The 15,284-nt window shown below is 65.1% G+C and carries 16 protein-coding genes; 7 read left to right on the forward strand and 9 right to left on the reverse strand.

Annotated elements, in window-relative coordinates:
- Positions 1-128: 128 nt before the first annotated feature.
- The 5 genes from AB7F11_RS12090 (at position 129) to bamC (ending at position 4,221) form a co-directional block, all read left to right on the forward strand.
- Entirely contained in the window at positions 129-1,376 is a 1,248-nt protein-coding gene (locus tag AB7F11_RS12090; RefSeq protein ID WP_428288797.1) for an MFS transporter, read from the forward strand.
- Positions 1,373-1,501: a hypothetical protein gene (locus tag AB7F11_RS12095; protein WP_428288796.1), complete on the forward strand. Its 129-nt coding sequence runs from the start codon at positions 1,373-1,375 to the stop codon at positions 1,499-1,501. Before AB7F11_RS12090 ends, AB7F11_RS12095 begins: the two co-directional genes overlap by 4 nt.
- Positions 1,501-2,055 carry a class I SAM-dependent methyltransferase gene (locus AB7F11_RS12100; RefSeq protein WP_428288795.1) on the forward strand — a complete coding sequence of 185 codons (555 nt, stop codon included), beginning with the start codon at positions 1,501-1,503 and terminating at the stop codon, positions 2,053-2,055. Before AB7F11_RS12095 ends, AB7F11_RS12100 begins: the two co-directional genes overlap by 1 nt.
- A gap of 72 nt (positions 2,056-2,127) precedes the next feature.
- A complete protein-coding gene (dapA, locus tag AB7F11_RS12105; protein ID WP_428288794.1) occupies positions 2,128-3,027 on the forward strand; it encodes a 4-hydroxy-tetrahydrodipicolinate synthase in 900 nt (299 codons plus the stop codon).
- Positions 3,028-3,117: 90 nt separating this feature from the next.
- A complete protein-coding gene (gene bamC, locus AB7F11_RS12110; RefSeq protein WP_428288827.1) occupies positions 3,118-4,221 on the forward strand; it encodes an outer membrane protein assembly factor BamC in 1,104 nt (367 codons plus the stop codon).
- A 4-nt stretch (positions 4,222-4,225) separates the two neighbouring features.
- Here bamC and AB7F11_RS12115 read toward each other — a convergent pair whose 3' ends face one another.
- Positions 4,226-4,747, reverse strand: coding sequence for a hypothetical protein (locus tag AB7F11_RS12115; RefSeq protein WP_428288793.1), 522 nt, complete (start codon positions 4,745-4,747; stop codon positions 4,226-4,228).
- 18 nt (positions 4,748-4,765) lie between these two features.
- Positions 4,766-5,908, reverse strand: a complete 1,143-nt coding sequence (locus tag AB7F11_RS12120) for a JmjC domain-containing protein (protein WP_428288792.1) — start codon at positions 5,906-5,908, stop codon at positions 4,766-4,768.
- Between the two features lie 14 nt (positions 5,909-5,922).
- Between AB7F11_RS12120 and AB7F11_RS12125 the strand changes: the two genes are divergently transcribed.
- Positions 5,923-6,474, forward strand: coding sequence for an FKBP-type peptidyl-prolyl cis-trans isomerase (locus tag AB7F11_RS12125; protein ID WP_428288791.1), 552 nt, complete (start codon positions 5,923-5,925; stop codon positions 6,472-6,474).
- Between the two features lie 12 nt (positions 6,475-6,486).
- Here the strand turns inward: AB7F11_RS12125 and dut are convergent, their stop codons facing one another.
- The 7 genes from dut to AB7F11_RS12160 form a co-directional block, all read right to left on the reverse strand.
- On the reverse strand, positions 6,487-6,936 hold the full coding sequence (gene dut, locus AB7F11_RS12130) for a dUTP diphosphatase (protein WP_428288790.1): 450 nt from the start codon (positions 6,934-6,936) through the stop codon (positions 6,487-6,489).
- 38 nt (positions 6,937-6,974) lie between these two features.
- Positions 6,975-8,762 (reverse strand): TRAP transporter large permease, encoded by a 1,788-nt coding sequence (locus AB7F11_RS12135; RefSeq protein WP_428288826.1) that lies wholly within the window; start codon positions 8,760-8,762, stop codon positions 6,975-6,977.
- Between the two features lie 5 nt (positions 8,763-8,767).
- Positions 8,768-9,367 (reverse strand): TRAP transporter small permease subunit, encoded by a 600-nt coding sequence (locus tag AB7F11_RS12140; protein ID WP_428288789.1) that lies wholly within the window; start codon positions 9,365-9,367, stop codon positions 8,768-8,770.
- Positions 9,368-9,542: 175 nt separating this feature from the next.
- Positions 9,543-10,622, reverse strand: coding sequence for a TRAP transporter substrate-binding protein (locus tag AB7F11_RS12145; RefSeq protein ID WP_428300007.1), 1,080 nt, complete (start codon positions 10,620-10,622; stop codon positions 9,543-9,545).
- 193 nt (positions 10,623-10,815) lie between these two features.
- Positions 10,816-12,711 (reverse strand): 1-deoxy-D-xylulose-5-phosphate synthase, encoded by a 1,896-nt coding sequence (dxs, locus tag AB7F11_RS12150; RefSeq protein WP_428288788.1) that lies wholly within the window; start codon positions 12,709-12,711, stop codon positions 10,816-10,818.
- Positions 12,712-12,756: 45 nt separating this feature from the next.
- Positions 12,757-13,638 carry a polyprenyl synthetase family protein gene (locus tag AB7F11_RS12155; RefSeq protein WP_428288825.1) on the reverse strand — a complete coding sequence of 294 codons (882 nt, stop codon included), beginning with the start codon at positions 13,636-13,638 and terminating at the stop codon, positions 12,757-12,759.
- Between the two features lie 20 nt (positions 13,639-13,658).
- Complete coding sequence (locus AB7F11_RS12160) at positions 13,659-13,916, reverse strand: exodeoxyribonuclease VII small subunit (protein WP_428288787.1); 258 nt, start codon at positions 13,914-13,916, stop codon at positions 13,659-13,661.
- A 217-nt stretch (positions 13,917-14,133) separates the two neighbouring features.
- Here AB7F11_RS12160 and AB7F11_RS12165 point away from each other — a divergent pair, with 217 nt between their 5' ends.
- Positions 14,134-15,276: an aromatic ring-hydroxylating oxygenase subunit alpha gene (locus AB7F11_RS12165; protein ID WP_428288786.1), complete on the forward strand. Its 1,143-nt coding sequence runs from the start codon at positions 14,134-14,136 to the stop codon at positions 15,274-15,276.
- The last annotated feature ends 8 nt before the right edge of the window (positions 15,277-15,284 follow it).

Here is a 15,284-nt window from a genome sequence, read left to right on the forward strand (position 1 = left end):
CGAAAGCACTGTATGCAAATACAGATTTTCATGGCGGCAAGCGATCCATGCGTCCGGCTCATCAATCCCGACATCCGAAGTCAATGGCGCGCCAGGCAGGCCGGCCGCTTCTTCGCTACAGTTCCCGGATGTCTTCCACGCTTCCCTCACCCGCCCCGCAGGCCGTGCGCCTGTCCACCCTGCAAGTCCTGGCTTGCGGCGCCCTGATCGTCACGCTGTCCATGGGCATTCGCCACGGCTTTGGCCTCTGGCTGCAACCCATTACACAGGCGCAGGGCTGGTCGCGCGAGACGTTTTCCTTCGCGCTGGCGATCCAGAACCTCTCATGGGGCCTGTTCGGCATCTTCGCAGGCATGGCGGCCGACCGCTTTGGCGCCTTCCGCGTGCTGTCCGGCGGTGCGGTGCTGTATGGCCTGGGCATGGCCGGCATGGCCTTGAGCACCAGCCCGCTTTCCTTCGCTCTCACCACCGGCGTGCTGATCGGTGCCGCGCAGGCAGGCACCACCTACGCCGTCATCTATGGCGTGATCGGCCGGCAGATTCCGGCCGAGAAGCGCTCCTGGGCCATGGGTGTGGCCGCCGCCGCGGGCTCGTTCGGCCAGTTCCTCATGGTGCCGCTGGAGGGCTGGCTCATCGGCAGCGCGGGCTGGCAACAGGCCTTGCTGTTCCTCGGCGCGGTGGTGCTGCTGATTGTTCCGCTCGCGCTGGGTCTGCGCGAACCGGGTTTCGGCGGCAGCCAGACGCCCAGGCGCGAACAGAGCATCGCGCAGGCGCTGCGCGAGGCCTTCCAGTACCGCAGCTTTCAGTTGCTCATGGCGGGTTACTTCGTCTGTGGCTTCCAGGTGGTGTTCATTGGCGTCCACATGCCCAGCTACCTGAAAGACAACGGACTCTCGCCGGAGGTGGCCAGCTACGCGCTCGCCCTGATCGGCCTGTTCAACGTGGTGGGTACCTACGCGGCGGGCGCACTGGGCCAGCGCCTGGCCAAGCGTCACATCCTCGCGTTCATCTACTTCGCCCGGGCGGCCGCCATCTCGGTATTCCTGCTGGTACCGCTCTCGCCCATGAGCGTGTACGTGTTTGCCTCTGTCATGGGGCTTCTGTGGCTGTCGACCATTCCGCCCACCAACGCCGTGGTCGCCCAGATCTTTGGGGTGGCCCACATGTCCATGCTCAGCGGCTTCGTGTTCTTCAGCCACCAGATTGGCAGCTTCCTGGGCGTGTGGCTCGGCGGCGTGCTGTACGACCGCACCGGCAGCTACGACATCGTGTGGTACCTCTCGATCGGGCTGGGCGTCTTTGCCGGCCTGATCAACCTGCCGGTGCGCGAGTCGCCGATCGTGCGCACGGCCCAGGGCGTGGGAGCCGCGGCGTGAAACCGCTGGCCCTGCGCGCGCTGATCTGGGCCAGCGTTGTCGCCGGCCTTCTGGGCACGCTGGCGCTCTACCAGCGGCCCGACTTTCTCGTCAGCCTCGCCGACCAGATCTGGAGCTGTTTCTGATGCACGGCACCGAGGCGCCATCGGCCTGGGTGCGGCGCTGGAGCCACCTGGTGCCGGCCCGGGGCAGTGTGCTGGACGTGGCCTGCGGCCACGGGCGCCACCTGCGCTGGTTTGCCCAACGTGGTCATGTGGTCACCGGCGTGGACCGCTCACCCGAAGCCATCGACTCGCTGGCAGGCATCGGACGGGCGGTGCTGGCCGACATCGAGAACGGGCCGTGGCCGTTCGACGGCCAGCAGTTTGACGCCGTTGTCGTGACGAACTACCTCTGGCGCCCTCTTCTACCAGTGATCGTGGCCAGTGTGGCCGAGGCCGGCGTGCTGATCTATGAAACCTTTGCCCAAGGCAATGAGAGCGTGGGAAAGCCGTCGCGACCGGACTTTCTGCTGCAACCCGCTGAACTTCTGAGCGCCTCCCGGGACCTGAGGGTGGTGGCTTTCGAGGATGGCTTCTGTGACCGCCCCGAGCGATTCGTGCAGCGCATCGCCGCTGTGCGAAAACGCCCGGTTGACCCCGTCCTCCCCCCAAGGTATCCGCTGGATGCCACTGGGTAGAATGCGTGATTCGCGCGCCGGGCGCGCCCTGCAAAAGAGGGCGAACCCGGCGCCTTCCATCGGACCACAAACATGACACCCATCACCGGCAGCATCGTCGCCCTGGTCACGCCCATGCAGGAAGACGGCAGCGTGGACTACGCCACCTTGCGCAAACTGATCGACTGGCACATCACCGAAGGCACCGACTGCATCGGCGTGGTGGGCACCACGGGCGAATCGCCCACCGTCACGGTGGAAGAACACTGCGAGATCATCCGCGTCTCGGTGGAACAGGCGCGCACGCACGGCGAGAAGCGCGTGCCCATCATGGCCGGCTGCGGCGCCAACTCCACCGCCGAGGCCATCGAACTCGCGCGCTTCGCCCGCAGCGTGGGCGCAGACTGCCAGTTGCAGGTGGTGCCCTACTACAACAAGCCCACGCAGGAAGGCCAGTACCAGCACTTCAAGGCCATTGCCGAAGCCGTGGGCGACCTGCCCACCGTGCTCTACAACGTGCCCGGCCGCACCGTGGGCGACATGCACCACGAAACCGTGCTGCGGCTGGCGCAGGTTCCCGGCATCGTGGGCATCAAGGAGGCCACCGGCAACATCGAGCGCGCGCAGTGGCTCATCCGCGAGGTGCCCAAGGGTTTCGCCGTGTACTCCGGCGACGATCCCACCGCCGTGGCGCTCATGCTCTGCGGCGGTCAGGGCAATGTGAGCGTCACCGCCAACATCGCACCGCGCCTCATGCACGAGCTGTGCGCCGCTGCGATCGCGGGCAACGTGAAGCGAGCGATGGAGATCCAGCTTCGCCTGCTGCCGGTGCACAAGCACCTGTTCGTTGAAGCCAACCCCATCCCGCTCAAGTGGGCCATGGCGCGTCTGGGCCTGTGTCAGGAAACCCTGCGACTGCCCATGACGCCGATGTCGCGCCACCTCGTGCCTCTGGTCGAAGGTGCCCTGAAAGACAGTGGCCTGCTGTCCTGAAGCCTGCCCCGCCCCGCCTTCGAACTCCACCCGTCCTACCCAAGTCCCTCCATGTCCATCCGCACCCCGATCACGACCCATTTCACCCGGATGAGCCTGTCACGCTCCGCCTCCCGTCTGCCTGCCCGACTGGGTGCGCTGGCGGCGGTGGCGCTGGTGGTCTCGGGTTGCTCCGTCTTCCAGGAAGACAAGATCGACTACAAGAGTGCCGCTCGTGGCAGCACGCTGGACGTGCCTCCGGACCTGACGCAGCTCAGCCGCGACTCACGCTACAACGTGCCGGGCTCGGTGGTGACCGCCAGCGGCTACCAGACCGCCCAGCCTGCCGCAGCCGGCACAGGCACCGCCACCGTGAATGTGGGCGACGTGCGCATCGAGCGAGCGGGCACGCAGCGTTGGCTGGTGGTCGACCGGCCGGCCGACAAGCTCTGGAGTCCGGTGCGCGACTTCTGGCAGGAAAACGGGTTCCTGCTCGAGCTTGATCAGGAATCCCTGGGCATCATGGAAACCGACTGGGCCGAGAACCGTGCCAAGCTGCCGCAGGACATCGTCCGCTCCACCATCGGCAAGCTCTTCGACAGCCTGTACTCCACCGGCGAGCGCGACAAGTTCCGCACCCGACTGGAGCGCAACGCCGCAGGCGGCACGGAGATCTACATCAGCCATCGCGGCATGGTCGAGGTCTATTCGACCAAGGAAAAAGACCAGACCGTATGGCAACCTCGCCCCGCCGATGTCGAACTGGAAACCGAGTTCCTGCGCCGCATGATGATCAAGCTCGGCGTGAGCGAAGCGCAGGCCAAGGCCGTCACGGCCACCGCACCGGCTCAAGCGGCCGCCCGCGTCACGATGGTGGACAACGCACCCGTGGTGCAGTTTGACGATAACTTTGACCGCGCCTGGCGCCGTGTGGGTCTCTCCCTGGACCGCACCGGATTCACGGTGGAAGACCGCGACCGCAGCAAGGGCACGTACTTCGTGCGCTACGTCGAACCCGTGACCGGTGCCAAGCCCGGATTCTTCAGTCGCATGCTCGGCGCCTCGACGCCCGAAGCCAGTGCGGCGCGCTACCGCGTGGTGGTGCGCAGTGCCGACAACAAGACCACGGTCGCAGTGCTCGATGGCCAGGGCAATCCCGATGGTTCGGCCAGCGCGCAGCGCATCGCGAAACTGCTGGCCGACGACCTCAAGTAAGCCCTCAGAGGCCGAGGGTGGAGGCCGGAAACGCCGGCGTGCCCTTCTGCCACCAGAGGTTCAACTGCTCGCTGAGCGCGACGCGACGCGCAGCGTCGTGGCTCGCCACCAGCGTGCCACGCGCAGGATCGAGCCGCTCCATCGTCCACCCAGGCGACCACAGTGCGCTGGGCAGATCGCCCGGTGCGCCGTGTGTGCAGGCATGGGCTTCGACCAGGTGCGACCAGGTCACGCGCCAGTGAACGAAGCGGGGGTGGCGCTCGCGCAGATCGCGGAAATCGCGCGCGATCAGCTGGAGGGTGCGGCCCCGCGCCGACCAGGCGTGCAGGGAGGCCACCACGTCGCGCTCACCCAGCGGCCAATCGGCAAAATCCACGTCGCACAGCACCATGCGTGACCAGCCCTCGGCGGCAGCGGTCGCCAGCGCCTGGCGCACCAGGTCGACAAACAGGGCGTGCCCTTGCAGGCGACCTTCGGGCAGCGCAGGCAGATCCCACGGCGGTGGCGGTGCATCAGCAGGGTTCAAGTGCAACTCCTTCCCAGATCATCGGGTGAACGCCTGACGCAGCCAGCCGGCCTCGAACCAGTCTTGCAGCAGCGCTCGCGCGTCTTCGCTGGCTTGCTTCACCTCACGATCAGCCAGAACGCGCCGGTCGGCCAGTTTTCGCATGAGGCGGGCGTCGGCGCCTCCCGCGCGAAAACTCTCACCGTTGATGAACACATGGTGTTCGTCGTACATCATGCGCGTGCGCCGGTCCAGCCGCAAGGCACCCGGCGTCCAGGAACCGGAGGCTTCGTCGAACCAGATGCGCGGCTTGGGTTCGGTCATGACTTCGCCGAGCGCGCAAGCCAGCGAACGCCGGTCGGCGAGCAGGCGCTGCAAGGCATCGAGCGCGAAATCGTGCAACGCGGTCGGCATGGCCGCCGGGTTCGTGGTGGCAGGCTGGCGGGGGTCACGGTAGAGCGTGTCGTCCTGCAGTTCGTCGGCCATGCGCTGCAGCAGCTCGCCGGCCAGGCCACCGCGTTGCGGCGCACGAAACCCAATGGAGTAAGTGGTGCAGTCGCCCCCTACCGCGACGCCGTCGTGCGCCCATCGCGGGGGTAGATAGAGCATGTCACCGGGACCCAGCAGGTGCTCTTCCTCGGGTTCGAAATGGCTCAGGACCTTCAGCGGCACGTCGGGTTGCAGCGAAAAGTCGGTCTGCCGGCCGATGCGCCAGTGCCGCTTCCCAGTGGCCTGCAGCAGGAAAACGTCGTAGCTGTCAAAGTGCGGCCCCACGCCGCCGCCGTCGCTGGCCCAGGAGATCATGAGATCGTCCAGCCGGGCATCGGGCACAAACCGAAACCGTTGCAGGAGTTCATGCGCGGCGTCGACGTGCTGGTCAACGCCCTGCACGAGCATCGTCCAGCCCGCTTGCTTCAATGGCGGCAGGCTGCTGCGGCCGAGCGGGCCCTGGCGCAGCGTCCAACCCGCGCCCTGGCGCACGATCAGGCGCGACTCCACTGCCTCATCCGTCGCCATTTCAAACAGTTGCTGTCGCGTGAGCAAGGGCTGGAAGCCGGGCACCGCCGCCCGGATCAACAAGGGCTTCTTCTGCCAGTGGCGCCGCATGAACTGCGCCGGCGAGAGCCCTCCGAGCAAGGTGCTAGGGACGTCGGGCTGGCTGGTTTCGAAGGCTTGGGTCATGGGACAATTGTCGGATGAAAATCAACCAACAATGCGTGGTCGCACTGACCTGGACCCTCAAGGACACGCTCGGCGAGGAGCTCGACGTGCTCGAAGAGCCGGTGGAGTTTCTGGTGGGTGGCAACGACTTGCTGGCCAAGATCGAAGAGGCCCTGCTCAACCACTCGGCCGGCGACACGGTCGAGTTGCACCTGGAACCGGTGGACGGATTTGGCGACTACGACGACCGCCTGCTGTTTCTGGAACCTCGGCACCTGTTTCCCGATGAGCTCGAAGAAGGCATGGGATTTGAAGGACTGCCTGAGGGCTGCAACCCGGCCGCCCCCAAGGACCGCCTGTATTTCGTCAGCGACATCTACCCCGAGCACGTCGTGCTCGATGGCAACCACCCGTTGGCAGGCATAGCGCTGCGCATCGTGCTCAAGGTGCATGCGGTGCGCGAGGCCGCTGAAAGCGAAATCGGGCGCGGCACCCTCGGCACCGGCTTCTTTCGCATGGAAGTGGACGCACCCGACGAGCTGCAGGGCCCAGGCATTACGCCGCCAGGCCCGAGAACACTGCACTGAATCGGCAGGGGCTCAGCCTCTGCCCGTTGACCCGTAGCCGCCAGCACCACGTTCGCTGGCTGCGGCGAACTCGTCCACCACGTTGAAGCGCGCCTGCACCACGGGCACGATGACCATTTGCGCGATGCGCTCCATGGGTTCGATGGTGAAGGCCACGTCGCTGCGGTTCCAGGCGCTGACCATGAGCTGGCCCTGGTAGTCGCTGTCGATCAGGCCCACCAGGTTGCCCAGCACAATACCGTGCTTGTGGCCCAGGCCGGAGCGCGGAAGGATCATGGCCGCATAGCCAGGATCTGAGAGGTGAATGGCCAGCCCGGTAGGCACGAGTTGCCACGCATTGGGCAGCAGCGTGACCGGCGCGTCCAGACAGGCCCGCAGGTCCAGGCCGGCGCTGCCTTCGGTGGCATAGGCGGGAAGCTGGTTCGCGATGCGAGGGTCCAGCACTTTCACGTCGATCTGCATTCGTCTACTCCCGCCCCGAGGGCGATCTCTTTGGCTCTTCAAGGCTTCTTCAGACTGTCCTGCAACGCCTTGGCCGGATCGTCCTCAGCTTCTTCGGCAGGTTCTTCAGCCGCAGGCTCGGGCATGTCGGCGCCCTCTTCTGCCGGCGCTTCCTCTTCCTCCTGGGCAGCCTCTTCTTCCAGGCCCGGCATGTCGCGCAACATGTCGGTCACCGCGGCGTCGTCCACCACGATTTTCGGCCCGAGGCTGCCGGTGACAAGCGTGGGGTTCAACACCACCACGGCCAGCATGATGAGCTGCAGGACGATGAAGGCAATCGACCCCTTGTAGATCTGGGTCGTGGTCACCGCAGGGATGCGTTCCTTGGTCACCACATCGTTGTAGTCGCTGCGGGCGGCGACGCTGCGCAAATAGAACAGCGCAAATCCAAAAGGGGGCGTGAGGAAAGAGGTCTGCAGGTTCATGGCCAGTATGACGCCGAACCAGATCAGGTCGATGTCCATCTTGGCCGCCACGGGCGCGAGCAGCGGCACGACGATGAACGCGATCTCGAAGAAGTCGATGAACATGCCCAGCACGAACACCAGCAGGTTCACGAAGATCAGGAAGCCCATCTGGCCGCCCGGCAGTTTGTCGAACAGGTGCTCAACCCAGATGTGTCCATCGGCCGCATTGAAGGTGAAGCTGAACACCGTGGAGCCAATGAGGATGAACATCACGAAGATGGCCAGCTTGGTGGTGCTCTCCAGCGCCTGCCTGAGCAGGCTGAACGTGAGCGCGCGCCGCGCACTGGCCATGATCAGCGCACCCAGCGCCCCCATGGCGCCGCCTTCGGTGGGCGTGGCAACGCCCAGAAAGATGGTGCCCAGCACCAGGAAGATCAGCACCAGCGGAGGGATCAGCACAAAGGTGACCTGCTCGGCCAGGCGCGAAAGCAACCCAAGGCGGAACAACCGGTTCAGCAAGGCCAGCGCCAACGCCAGCACCGAGCCCACCGTGATGGACAGAATGACCACCTCATCGGCCGCAGGACTGAACTCGCGCCCGATCAGCGGATTGATGACCGACTCGTGGACTTGCGACCAGCCGTAACTGACCCCCGCGCACAAAGCCAGCAATACCAGGAGCGACCGGTGGCCACTGGAACCATTGGGCTCGTTGTAGACACGGGCCTCAATGGGCAGCGCCGGGACCCACTTCGGCTTGACAATCGCGACGCCCACCACAAAAAGCAGGTAGACGCCGACCAGCATCAGGCCAGGAACCAGGGCTCCTGCGTACATGTCGCCCACCGAGCGGCCGAGCTGGTCGGCCAGCACGATCAGCACCAGCGAAGGTGGAAGCGCCTGCGCCAGCGTACCGGACGCTGTGATGGTGCCCGTGGCGATGGTGCGGTTGTAGCCATAGCGCAGCATGATGGGCAGCGAAATCAGGCCCATGGAGATCACGGCGGCCGCGACCACGCCCGTGGTGGCGGCCAGCAGCGCACCGACCAGGATCACCGCCACGGCCAGGCCACCACGCACCGGCCCGAACACCTGCGCCACAGTGGACAGCAAATCCTCGGCCATGCGGCTTCGCTCCAGGATGATGCCCATCAAGGTGAAGAAGGGAATGGCCAGCAACGTGTCGTTCTGCATGATGCCGAACACGCGCAGGGGCAAGGCCTGGAACAGGTTGGAGGGGAACAGCCCGGCCTCCATGCCGATGAAACCGAAGAACAGGCCGGTTGCCGCCAGCGAGAACGCCACCGGAAAACCGGACAACAGGAAAACCAGCAGGCCCGCGAACATCATCGGGACAAAATTGGCAGCAATGAACTCCATCATGATCACTGCGCTCCCTTGAGTCGTGCCTGGGCTTCATCCAGCAATTGCTGGGCCAGCTTCTCTTCTTCGGTGGACTCATCGTGGGCCAGCGCGTCGGGCCCGTGGCCGGCGAGGAATGCGATGCGCTTGATCAGTTCACTGACACCCTGAATGAACAGGATGGTGAACCCCAGGGGGATCAGGCCGTAGACCGGCCAGCGGATCAGCCCGCCCGAGTTGGAGGACATTTCGCCCGTGCTCCAGGCCCGTTCGAAAAGTGGCCAACCGAGCGTGGCCATCATGTAGCAAAGTGGGAACAGGAAGACCACGATGCCGAAGATATCCACCCAGTTGCGGCCGCGTGCGCCGAACCTGGCCGAAATGAAGTCGATGCGCACGTGGGCGTTGCGCAGGAACGCGTAGCCACTGCCGATCATGAACACGGCGGCAAACAGGTACCACTGGATCTCGAGCAGCGCGTTGGAACTGCTGTCAAAGAGCTTGCGCACGATGGCATTGCCGGCGCTGATCAGGGTGGTAGCCAGAATGAACCACATCACCAGCTTGCCGATGAGCTCGCTGAATGCGTCGATGAGGCGGGAGATTTTTAGCAGGAACGACATGGGATTCCCCGTGTGAACGGTGGTCTCGAAGGCAGCAGGCAAGTCTAGCGGAGAGCCAGCTCCTGAACTGATAGACAGCTGACATGCACGAGTGCCTCGGGAAGGCTCGTTGACAAGGTCAATCGGAGCAAAAAACCCCGCCATGGCGGGGCTTCTTGCTCGGTACAGGCGCCGGTTACAGCTTGGCCGCTTGCATGTAGCGGTCGAACTGCGCTTCGGTGAAGCGGAACCACAGGTTCTGGTCCTTGCGGAAGGCCGAGTAGTCGGCGTAGATCTTCTTCCACTTCGGGTTCTTGGCACTGTTGTCCGCGTAGAGCGCCATGGAGTTCTTGAAGGCGGCGTCCATCACGGACCTTGGGAAGGCCAGCACCTTGGTGCCCGCGGCCACGAGCTGCTTGAGCGCAGCGGGGTTCAGGGCGTCGTACTTGGCCTGCATGGTGGTGTGTGCAATGGCCGCAGCACATTCCACGATGGCCTTGTTCTCTGCAGACAGCGAGTTGTAGGCCTTGTTGTTGACGTACAGCGAGAGCTGCGGGCCGCCTTCCCACCAGCCTGGGTAGTAGTAGTTCTTGGCGACCTTGTTGAAGCCGAGCTTCTGGTCATCGTAGGGGCCCACCCACTCGGTGGCGTCGATGGTGCCTTTTTCCAGCGCCTGGTAGATTTCACCGCCAGGAATGTTCTGCGGCACGCCGCCCATGGTGGTGAGCACCTTGCCGGCAAAACCGCCAATGCGCATCTTCAGGCCCTTGATGTCGGCCAGCGTCTTGATTTCCTTGCGGTACCAGCCGCCCATCTGGGCGCCCGTATTGCCCATGGGGAAGTTCACGATGTTGTAGCCCTCGTAGAACTCGCGGAACAGCTTCATGCCGTTGCCTTCGTACATCCACGCCGTCATCTGGTGGCTGTTGAGCCCGAAGGGGATCGCGCAATCCAGCGCGAAGGTATCGTCCTTGCCGAAGAAGTAGTAGGGCGCAGTGTGAGCGCACTCCACGGTACCTTCCTGCACCCCATCAACCACGCCGAAGGCGGGCATCAGTTCGCCACCAGGATGGACGGAGATCGAGAACTTGCCCCCCGACATTTCGCCCACCTTCTTCGAAAACACCTCGGCAGCGCCGTAGATGGTGTCGAGTGCCTTGGGAAAGCTCGAGGCCAGTCGCCAGCGGATGGCGGCCTGGGCATGCACCGCGGGTGCGGCACCAGCGGCCAGCACACCGGCAATGCCGGCATGCTTGATCATTGAACGACGATCCATATTGTTTGACTCCGTGGTTTGAATGGAATACACCCGGCCCGGCGAACCGGGCTGGAGACTTGTTCAGTCCGAAGTCATTGTAGAAATTGCCCTCTGACCACAGTCGGGGGTTTTCCCTTGAAACACCGCCCATGCAGGGAGATGTTCAGCGTCTTGCAAGGTTTCTGATGGCCGGTGGCCCGGCCAGAGGCCCTCAGCCCACGACCTTGAGGTTCGCTGGCGCTTGCAGCAGCGACTCGAAACGGGTGCGAATCGAGGCCTCGATGCCAGTGGCGTCGAGCCCTTGCAGTGCCAGCAGCTTGCCAGGGTCCCCGTGTTCAATGAATGCATCGGGCAGCCCCAGTTGCAGCACAGGCAGCACAAGCCCCAGGGCCTGCAACGACTCCAGCACGGCTGAGCCGGCGCCGCCTTGCACGCACCCCTCCTCCACGGTGACGAGCGCTTCGTGGCTCTGTGCCAGTTCGCGCAACAGATCGACATCCAGTGGCTTGGCCCAGCGCATGTTGGCCACGCTGGCACCGAGCTTCTCGCCAGCCGCCAGCGCGGGGTGGAGCAAGGTGCCGAATGCCAGGATCGCCACGCCACGCCCTTTGCGGCGAAGTTCTCCGCGACCATAAGGCAGGCCGGCAAGGCCTTCCTGTTGCGCAACCCCTGCGCCAGCGCCCCGCGGGTAGCGCACCGCCACGGGGTGGTTCTGTTCGAACGCGGTGCTGAGCAACTGCCGGCACTCGGCCTCATCGGCCGGGCAGGCCACCGCCATGTTGGGGATACAGCGCAAATACGCGATGTCGTAGGCACCGGCGTGGGTCGCGCCATCGGCGCCCACCAGGCCCGCGCGATCGAGCGCAAACACCACCGGCAAGTTTTGCAGGGCCACGTCGTGGATGAACTGGTCGTAGCCGCGCTGCAGGAAGGTGGAGTAGATCGCCACCACCGGCTTGAGGCCTTCGCAAGCCAGGCCGGCGGCGAAGGTGACGGCGTGTTGCTCGGCGATGCCGACGTCGAAGTACCTTGCGGGGAAACGGCGCTCGAACTCGACCATGCCCGAACCCTCGCGCATCGCCGGGGTGATGCCGACCAGGCGCGGGTCCGCCGCAGCCATGTCGCACAGCCATTTGCCGAACACCTGCGTGAAGGTGGTCTTGGCCGGTGTGGCGGGTTTGGTCAGGCCCACGGCGGGATCGAAGGTGCCCGGACCATGGTAGGCCACAGGATCGGCTTCCGCCAGTTTGTAACCCTGCCCCTTCTTGGTGACCACGTGCAGAAACTGTGGTCCGCTGTCGGTGTCGAGCAGGTGGCGGATGTTCTCCAGCGTGGGGATGAGGGAGTCGAGGTCGTGCCCGTCGATCGGGCCGATGTAGTTGAAACCGAACTTCTCGAACAGCGTGGCGGGCACCACCATGCCCTTGGCATGTTCTTCGAGCCGTTTGGCCAGTTCGAACAAAGGCGGCGCACCCTTGAGCACCTGCTTGCCCACATTCTTGGCGGCCGCATAGAACTGGCCACTCATGAGCTGGGCCAGATAGCGGTTGAGCGCGCCCACCGGCGGAGAGATCGACATGTCGTTGTCGTTGAGCACGACGAGCAGCCGCCCGTCGGCAATCCCCGCGTTGTTCAGGGCCTCGAAGGCCATGCCGGCGGTCATGGCACCGTCGCCGATGATCGCCACGGCCTTGCGCTTCTCGCCTTTGATCTTGGCCGCCAGCGCCATGCCGAGCGCGGCCGAGATGCTGGTGGACGAATGCGCGGTGCCGAAGGTGTCGTATTCACTCTCGTCGCGGCGCGGGAAACCGCTGATGCCGCCGAATTGCCGCAGCGTGCCCATGCGGTCGCGCCGGCCCGTGAGGATTTTGTGCGGGTAGGTCTGATGCCCCACGTCCCACACCAGGCGGTCATCCGGCGTGTCGAAGACGTAGTGCAGCGCCAGGGTGAGTTCGACCGTGCCCAGGTTGGAGCTGAGGTGGCCGCCGGTCCGGGCCACGCTTTCGAGGAGAAAGCTGCGCAGTTCGTTGGCCAGCGGGGGCAGTTGCGCGCGCGTGAGGCGGCGCACATCCTTTGGCGACGCGATCGTCGACAGCAGTGAACTCATGGGCAAAGTGGCTCGGGTCATGTCGGTGGGGACTGGCGCAGGCGCTCAGTATGCACGCCGGCCCACCCAGTCGGCCAGTGCGTGCAGGTGGGAAGTGTCGTCCAGGCGGCTCTGGTCGAGGGCGGCGTGCGCCTCGTCCAGCACGCGCCCAGCGTAGGCTTGCGCCTGCGCCAGGCCCATCAGGGAAACGAAAGTGGGTTTGTCGGCCGCGGCGTCCTTGCCGGCGGTCTTGCCCAGGGTGGCCGAATCGGAGGTGACGTCGAGCACGTCGTCCACCACCTGGAACGCCAGCCCCAGCGCCGCGCCATAGCGACCCAGTTGGGCCCTTGCCTCGGGCGAGACGCTTCCCGTGGCCGCGCCCATGGCAACACTGGCTTTGAGCAACGCGCCCGTCTTCTGCCGGTGCATGGCCTCCAGCGCGGACAGGTCCAGCGCCAGGCCGACGCTGGCCAGATCCACCGCCTGCCCACCAGCCATGCCGGTGGCGCCCGCCGCCTGCGCCAGCAAGAGACAGAGCTGCGCGGCCATGTCGGACGGCACACTGCCATCGTTGGGCACGAGCAGTTCGAAAGCCAGTGCCTGCAAGGCGTCGCCCGCGAGCAAGGCCTGCGCCTGGCCGAAGCGCACATGCACCGTCGGTTTGCCCCGGCGCAGCACGTCGTTGTCCATGCAAGGCATGTCATCGTGAACCAGCGAGTAGGCGTGAATCAGTTCCACCGCGCAGGACGCGCGCAGCGCAGCCTCTCGCAGGCCGCCCACGGCTGCGCTGGTGGCCAGCACGAGAAGCGGTCGCAATCGCTTGCCGCCGTCGAGCACCGCGTAGCGCATGGCCTCACCCAGGCCGGCGGGGGCATCGGCCGGCACCCAGGTCGACAGGGCCTGCTCCACCTCGTCCTGCCGCGCCACGCGCCAGGCAGCGAAGTCCATCGAATCGCTGAGCAAGGCGTTCAAGCGGCGTCCCAGGGTTTGAGCTCGCCGCCTTCGAGCACTTTGATCTGGTTTTCCACCGCGTCCAGCCGCGCACGGCAGAAGGCCAGCAACTCGGCGCCACGCTGGTAGTGGGTCAGCAACTGCTCCAGCGGCAATTGCCCCGCGTCGAGTTGTGAAACCAATTGTTCAAGTTCTGCCAGCGCCGCCTCATAGCTGGCGGGCACTTCGGCGGGCGCACCAGTGCGGGCGGAACGGGGGGCGGGGCGTGTGGTCATGGGGCGGTGTCGTCGAGGGCCGCAGATGGGCCGAGCGACATTCTATGCACAGCACGCGCATTGCACCCCCGGGGTACAATCCGGCCTCTTTTTTTCATACTGACGGGCCCTGCGGCCCGGAGGGACGCACCACTCCACCCATCCCGCGCGAATTCGTCTGACGAGCACAGCGCTTACCCTGCCCCTTCATAGGGGGAGTCTCTAGGTCAGGACCCAGATGTCTGATTTAAGTCTTCAACTGCAGCAGGCCGCAAGCCAACTTCCGGTTTCCAGCTACTTCAGCGAGGCGCTGTTCCAGCGCGAAAAGGAAACTCTCTTCCAGCGCGGGCCCCGGTATGTGGGGCACCAACTCTCCGTCCCCAACGTCGGGGACTACCACACGCTGCCGCAGGAACGCGGCGGCCGAGCCCTGGTGCACACCGCCAAGGGCATTGAGCTCGTGTCCAACGTGTGCCGGCACCGGCAGGCCCTGATGCTGCAGGGCAAGGGAAACCTCAGCGACACGCGCAGTGGCAGCGCCGGTGGCAACATCGTCTGCCCGCTGCACCGCTGGACCTACAGCGGCGTGCATGGCGAGCGGGCGGGCCAGTTGCTGGGCGCGCCGCACTTCGAACAGGACCCCTGCCTGAACCTCAACCACTACCCGTTGCGCGAATGGAACGGGCTGCTGTTCGAAGACAACGGGCGCGACATCGCCGCCGACCTGGCGAACATGGGGCCGCGCGCCGCGCTCGATTTCGAGGGCATGGTGCTGGACCACGTGGAACTGCACGAGTGCAACTACAACTGGAAAACTTTCATCGAGGTCTATCTGGAGGACTACCACGTGGCGCCCTTCCACCCCGGCCTGGGCGGATTCGTCACCTGCGAGGACCTTCGATGGGAGTTCAAGCCCGAGTATTCGGTGCAGACGGTGGGCGCGGCCAATCTGCTGGGCAAGGCAGGCAGCCCGGTCTATCAGCGATGGCACGAGCAACTGATGAACTACCGGCAGGGCGCCATGCCCGAGCACGGCGCAATCTGGCTCACCTACTACCCGCACATCATGGTGGAGTGGTATCCGCATGTGCTCACCGTATCCACACTGCATCCGGTGAGCGTGGACAAGACGCTGAACATGGTGGAGTTCTACTACCCCGAAGAAATCGCCGCGTTCGAGCGCGAGTTCGTGGAGGCGCAGCGAGCGGCCTACATGGAAACCTGCGTGGAAGACGACGAGATCGCCGAGCGCATGGACGCCGGTCGCAAGGCCTTGCTGATGCGCGGTGACAACGAGGTCGGGCCCTACCAGAGTCCGATGGAGGACGGCATGCAGCACTTTCACGAGTGGTACAGATCGAGGATGAGCCCCCACATCTGAGGGCACCC

The organism is Hydrogenophaga sp. (genome assembly GCF_050250835.1).
Taxonomy (GTDB): Bacteria; Pseudomonadota; Gammaproteobacteria; order Burkholderiales; family Burkholderiaceae_C; genus Hydrogenophaga.

What these genes read in the sequence shown, in the direction of transcription:
- AB7F11_RS12160 (WP_428288787.1), bottom strand. Translation starts at nt 13,916, where the DNA reads ATGACCACACGCCCCGCCCCCCGTTCCGCCCGCACTGGTGCGCCCGCC.
- dxs (WP_428288788.1), bottom strand. Translation starts at nt 12,711, where the DNA reads ATGAGTTCACTGCTGTCGACGATCGCGTCGCCAAAGGATGTGCGCCGC.
- AB7F11_RS12120 (WP_428288792.1), bottom strand. Translation starts at nt 5,908, where the DNA reads ATGACCCAAGCCTTCGAAACCAGCCAGCCCGACGTCCCTAGCACCTTG.
- bamC (WP_428288827.1), top strand. Translation starts at nt 3,118, where the DNA reads ATGAGCCTGTCACGCTCCGCCTCCCGTCTGCCTGCCCGACTGGGTGCG.
- AB7F11_RS12135 (WP_428288826.1), bottom strand. Translation starts at nt 8,762, where the DNA reads ATGGAGTTCATTGCTGCCAATTTTGTCCCGATGATGTTCGCGGGCCTG.
- AB7F11_RS12100 (WP_428288795.1), top strand. Translation starts at nt 1,501, where the DNA reads ATGCACGGCACCGAGGCGCCATCGGCCTGGGTGCGGCGCTGGAGCCAC.
- AB7F11_RS12145 (WP_428300007.1), bottom strand. Translation starts at nt 10,622, where the DNA reads ATGGATCGTCGTTCAATGATCAAGCATGCCGGCATTGCCGGTGTGCTG.
- AB7F11_RS12155 (WP_428288825.1), bottom strand. Translation starts at nt 13,638, where the DNA reads ATGGACTTCGCTGCCTGGCGCGTGGCGCGGCAGGACGAGGTGGAGCAG.
- AB7F11_RS12125 (WP_428288791.1), top strand. Translation starts at nt 5,923, where the DNA reads ATGAAAATCAACCAACAATGCGTGGTCGCACTGACCTGGACCCTCAAG.
- AB7F11_RS12090 (WP_428288797.1), top strand. Translation starts at nt 129, where the DNA reads ATGTCTTCCACGCTTCCCTCACCCGCCCCGCAGGCCGTGCGCCTGTCC.
- AB7F11_RS12140 (WP_428288789.1), bottom strand. Translation starts at nt 9,367, where the DNA reads ATGTCGTTCCTGCTAAAAATCTCCCGCCTCATCGACGCATTCAGCGAG.
- dut (WP_428288790.1), bottom strand. Translation starts at nt 6,936, where the DNA reads ATGCAGATCGACGTGAAAGTGCTGGACCCTCGCATCGCGAACCAGCTT.
- AB7F11_RS12165 (WP_428288786.1), top strand. Translation starts at nt 14,134, where the DNA reads ATGTCTGATTTAAGTCTTCAACTGCAGCAGGCCGCAAGCCAACTTCCG.
- dapA (WP_428288794.1), top strand. Translation starts at nt 2,128, where the DNA reads ATGACACCCATCACCGGCAGCATCGTCGCCCTGGTCACGCCCATGCAG.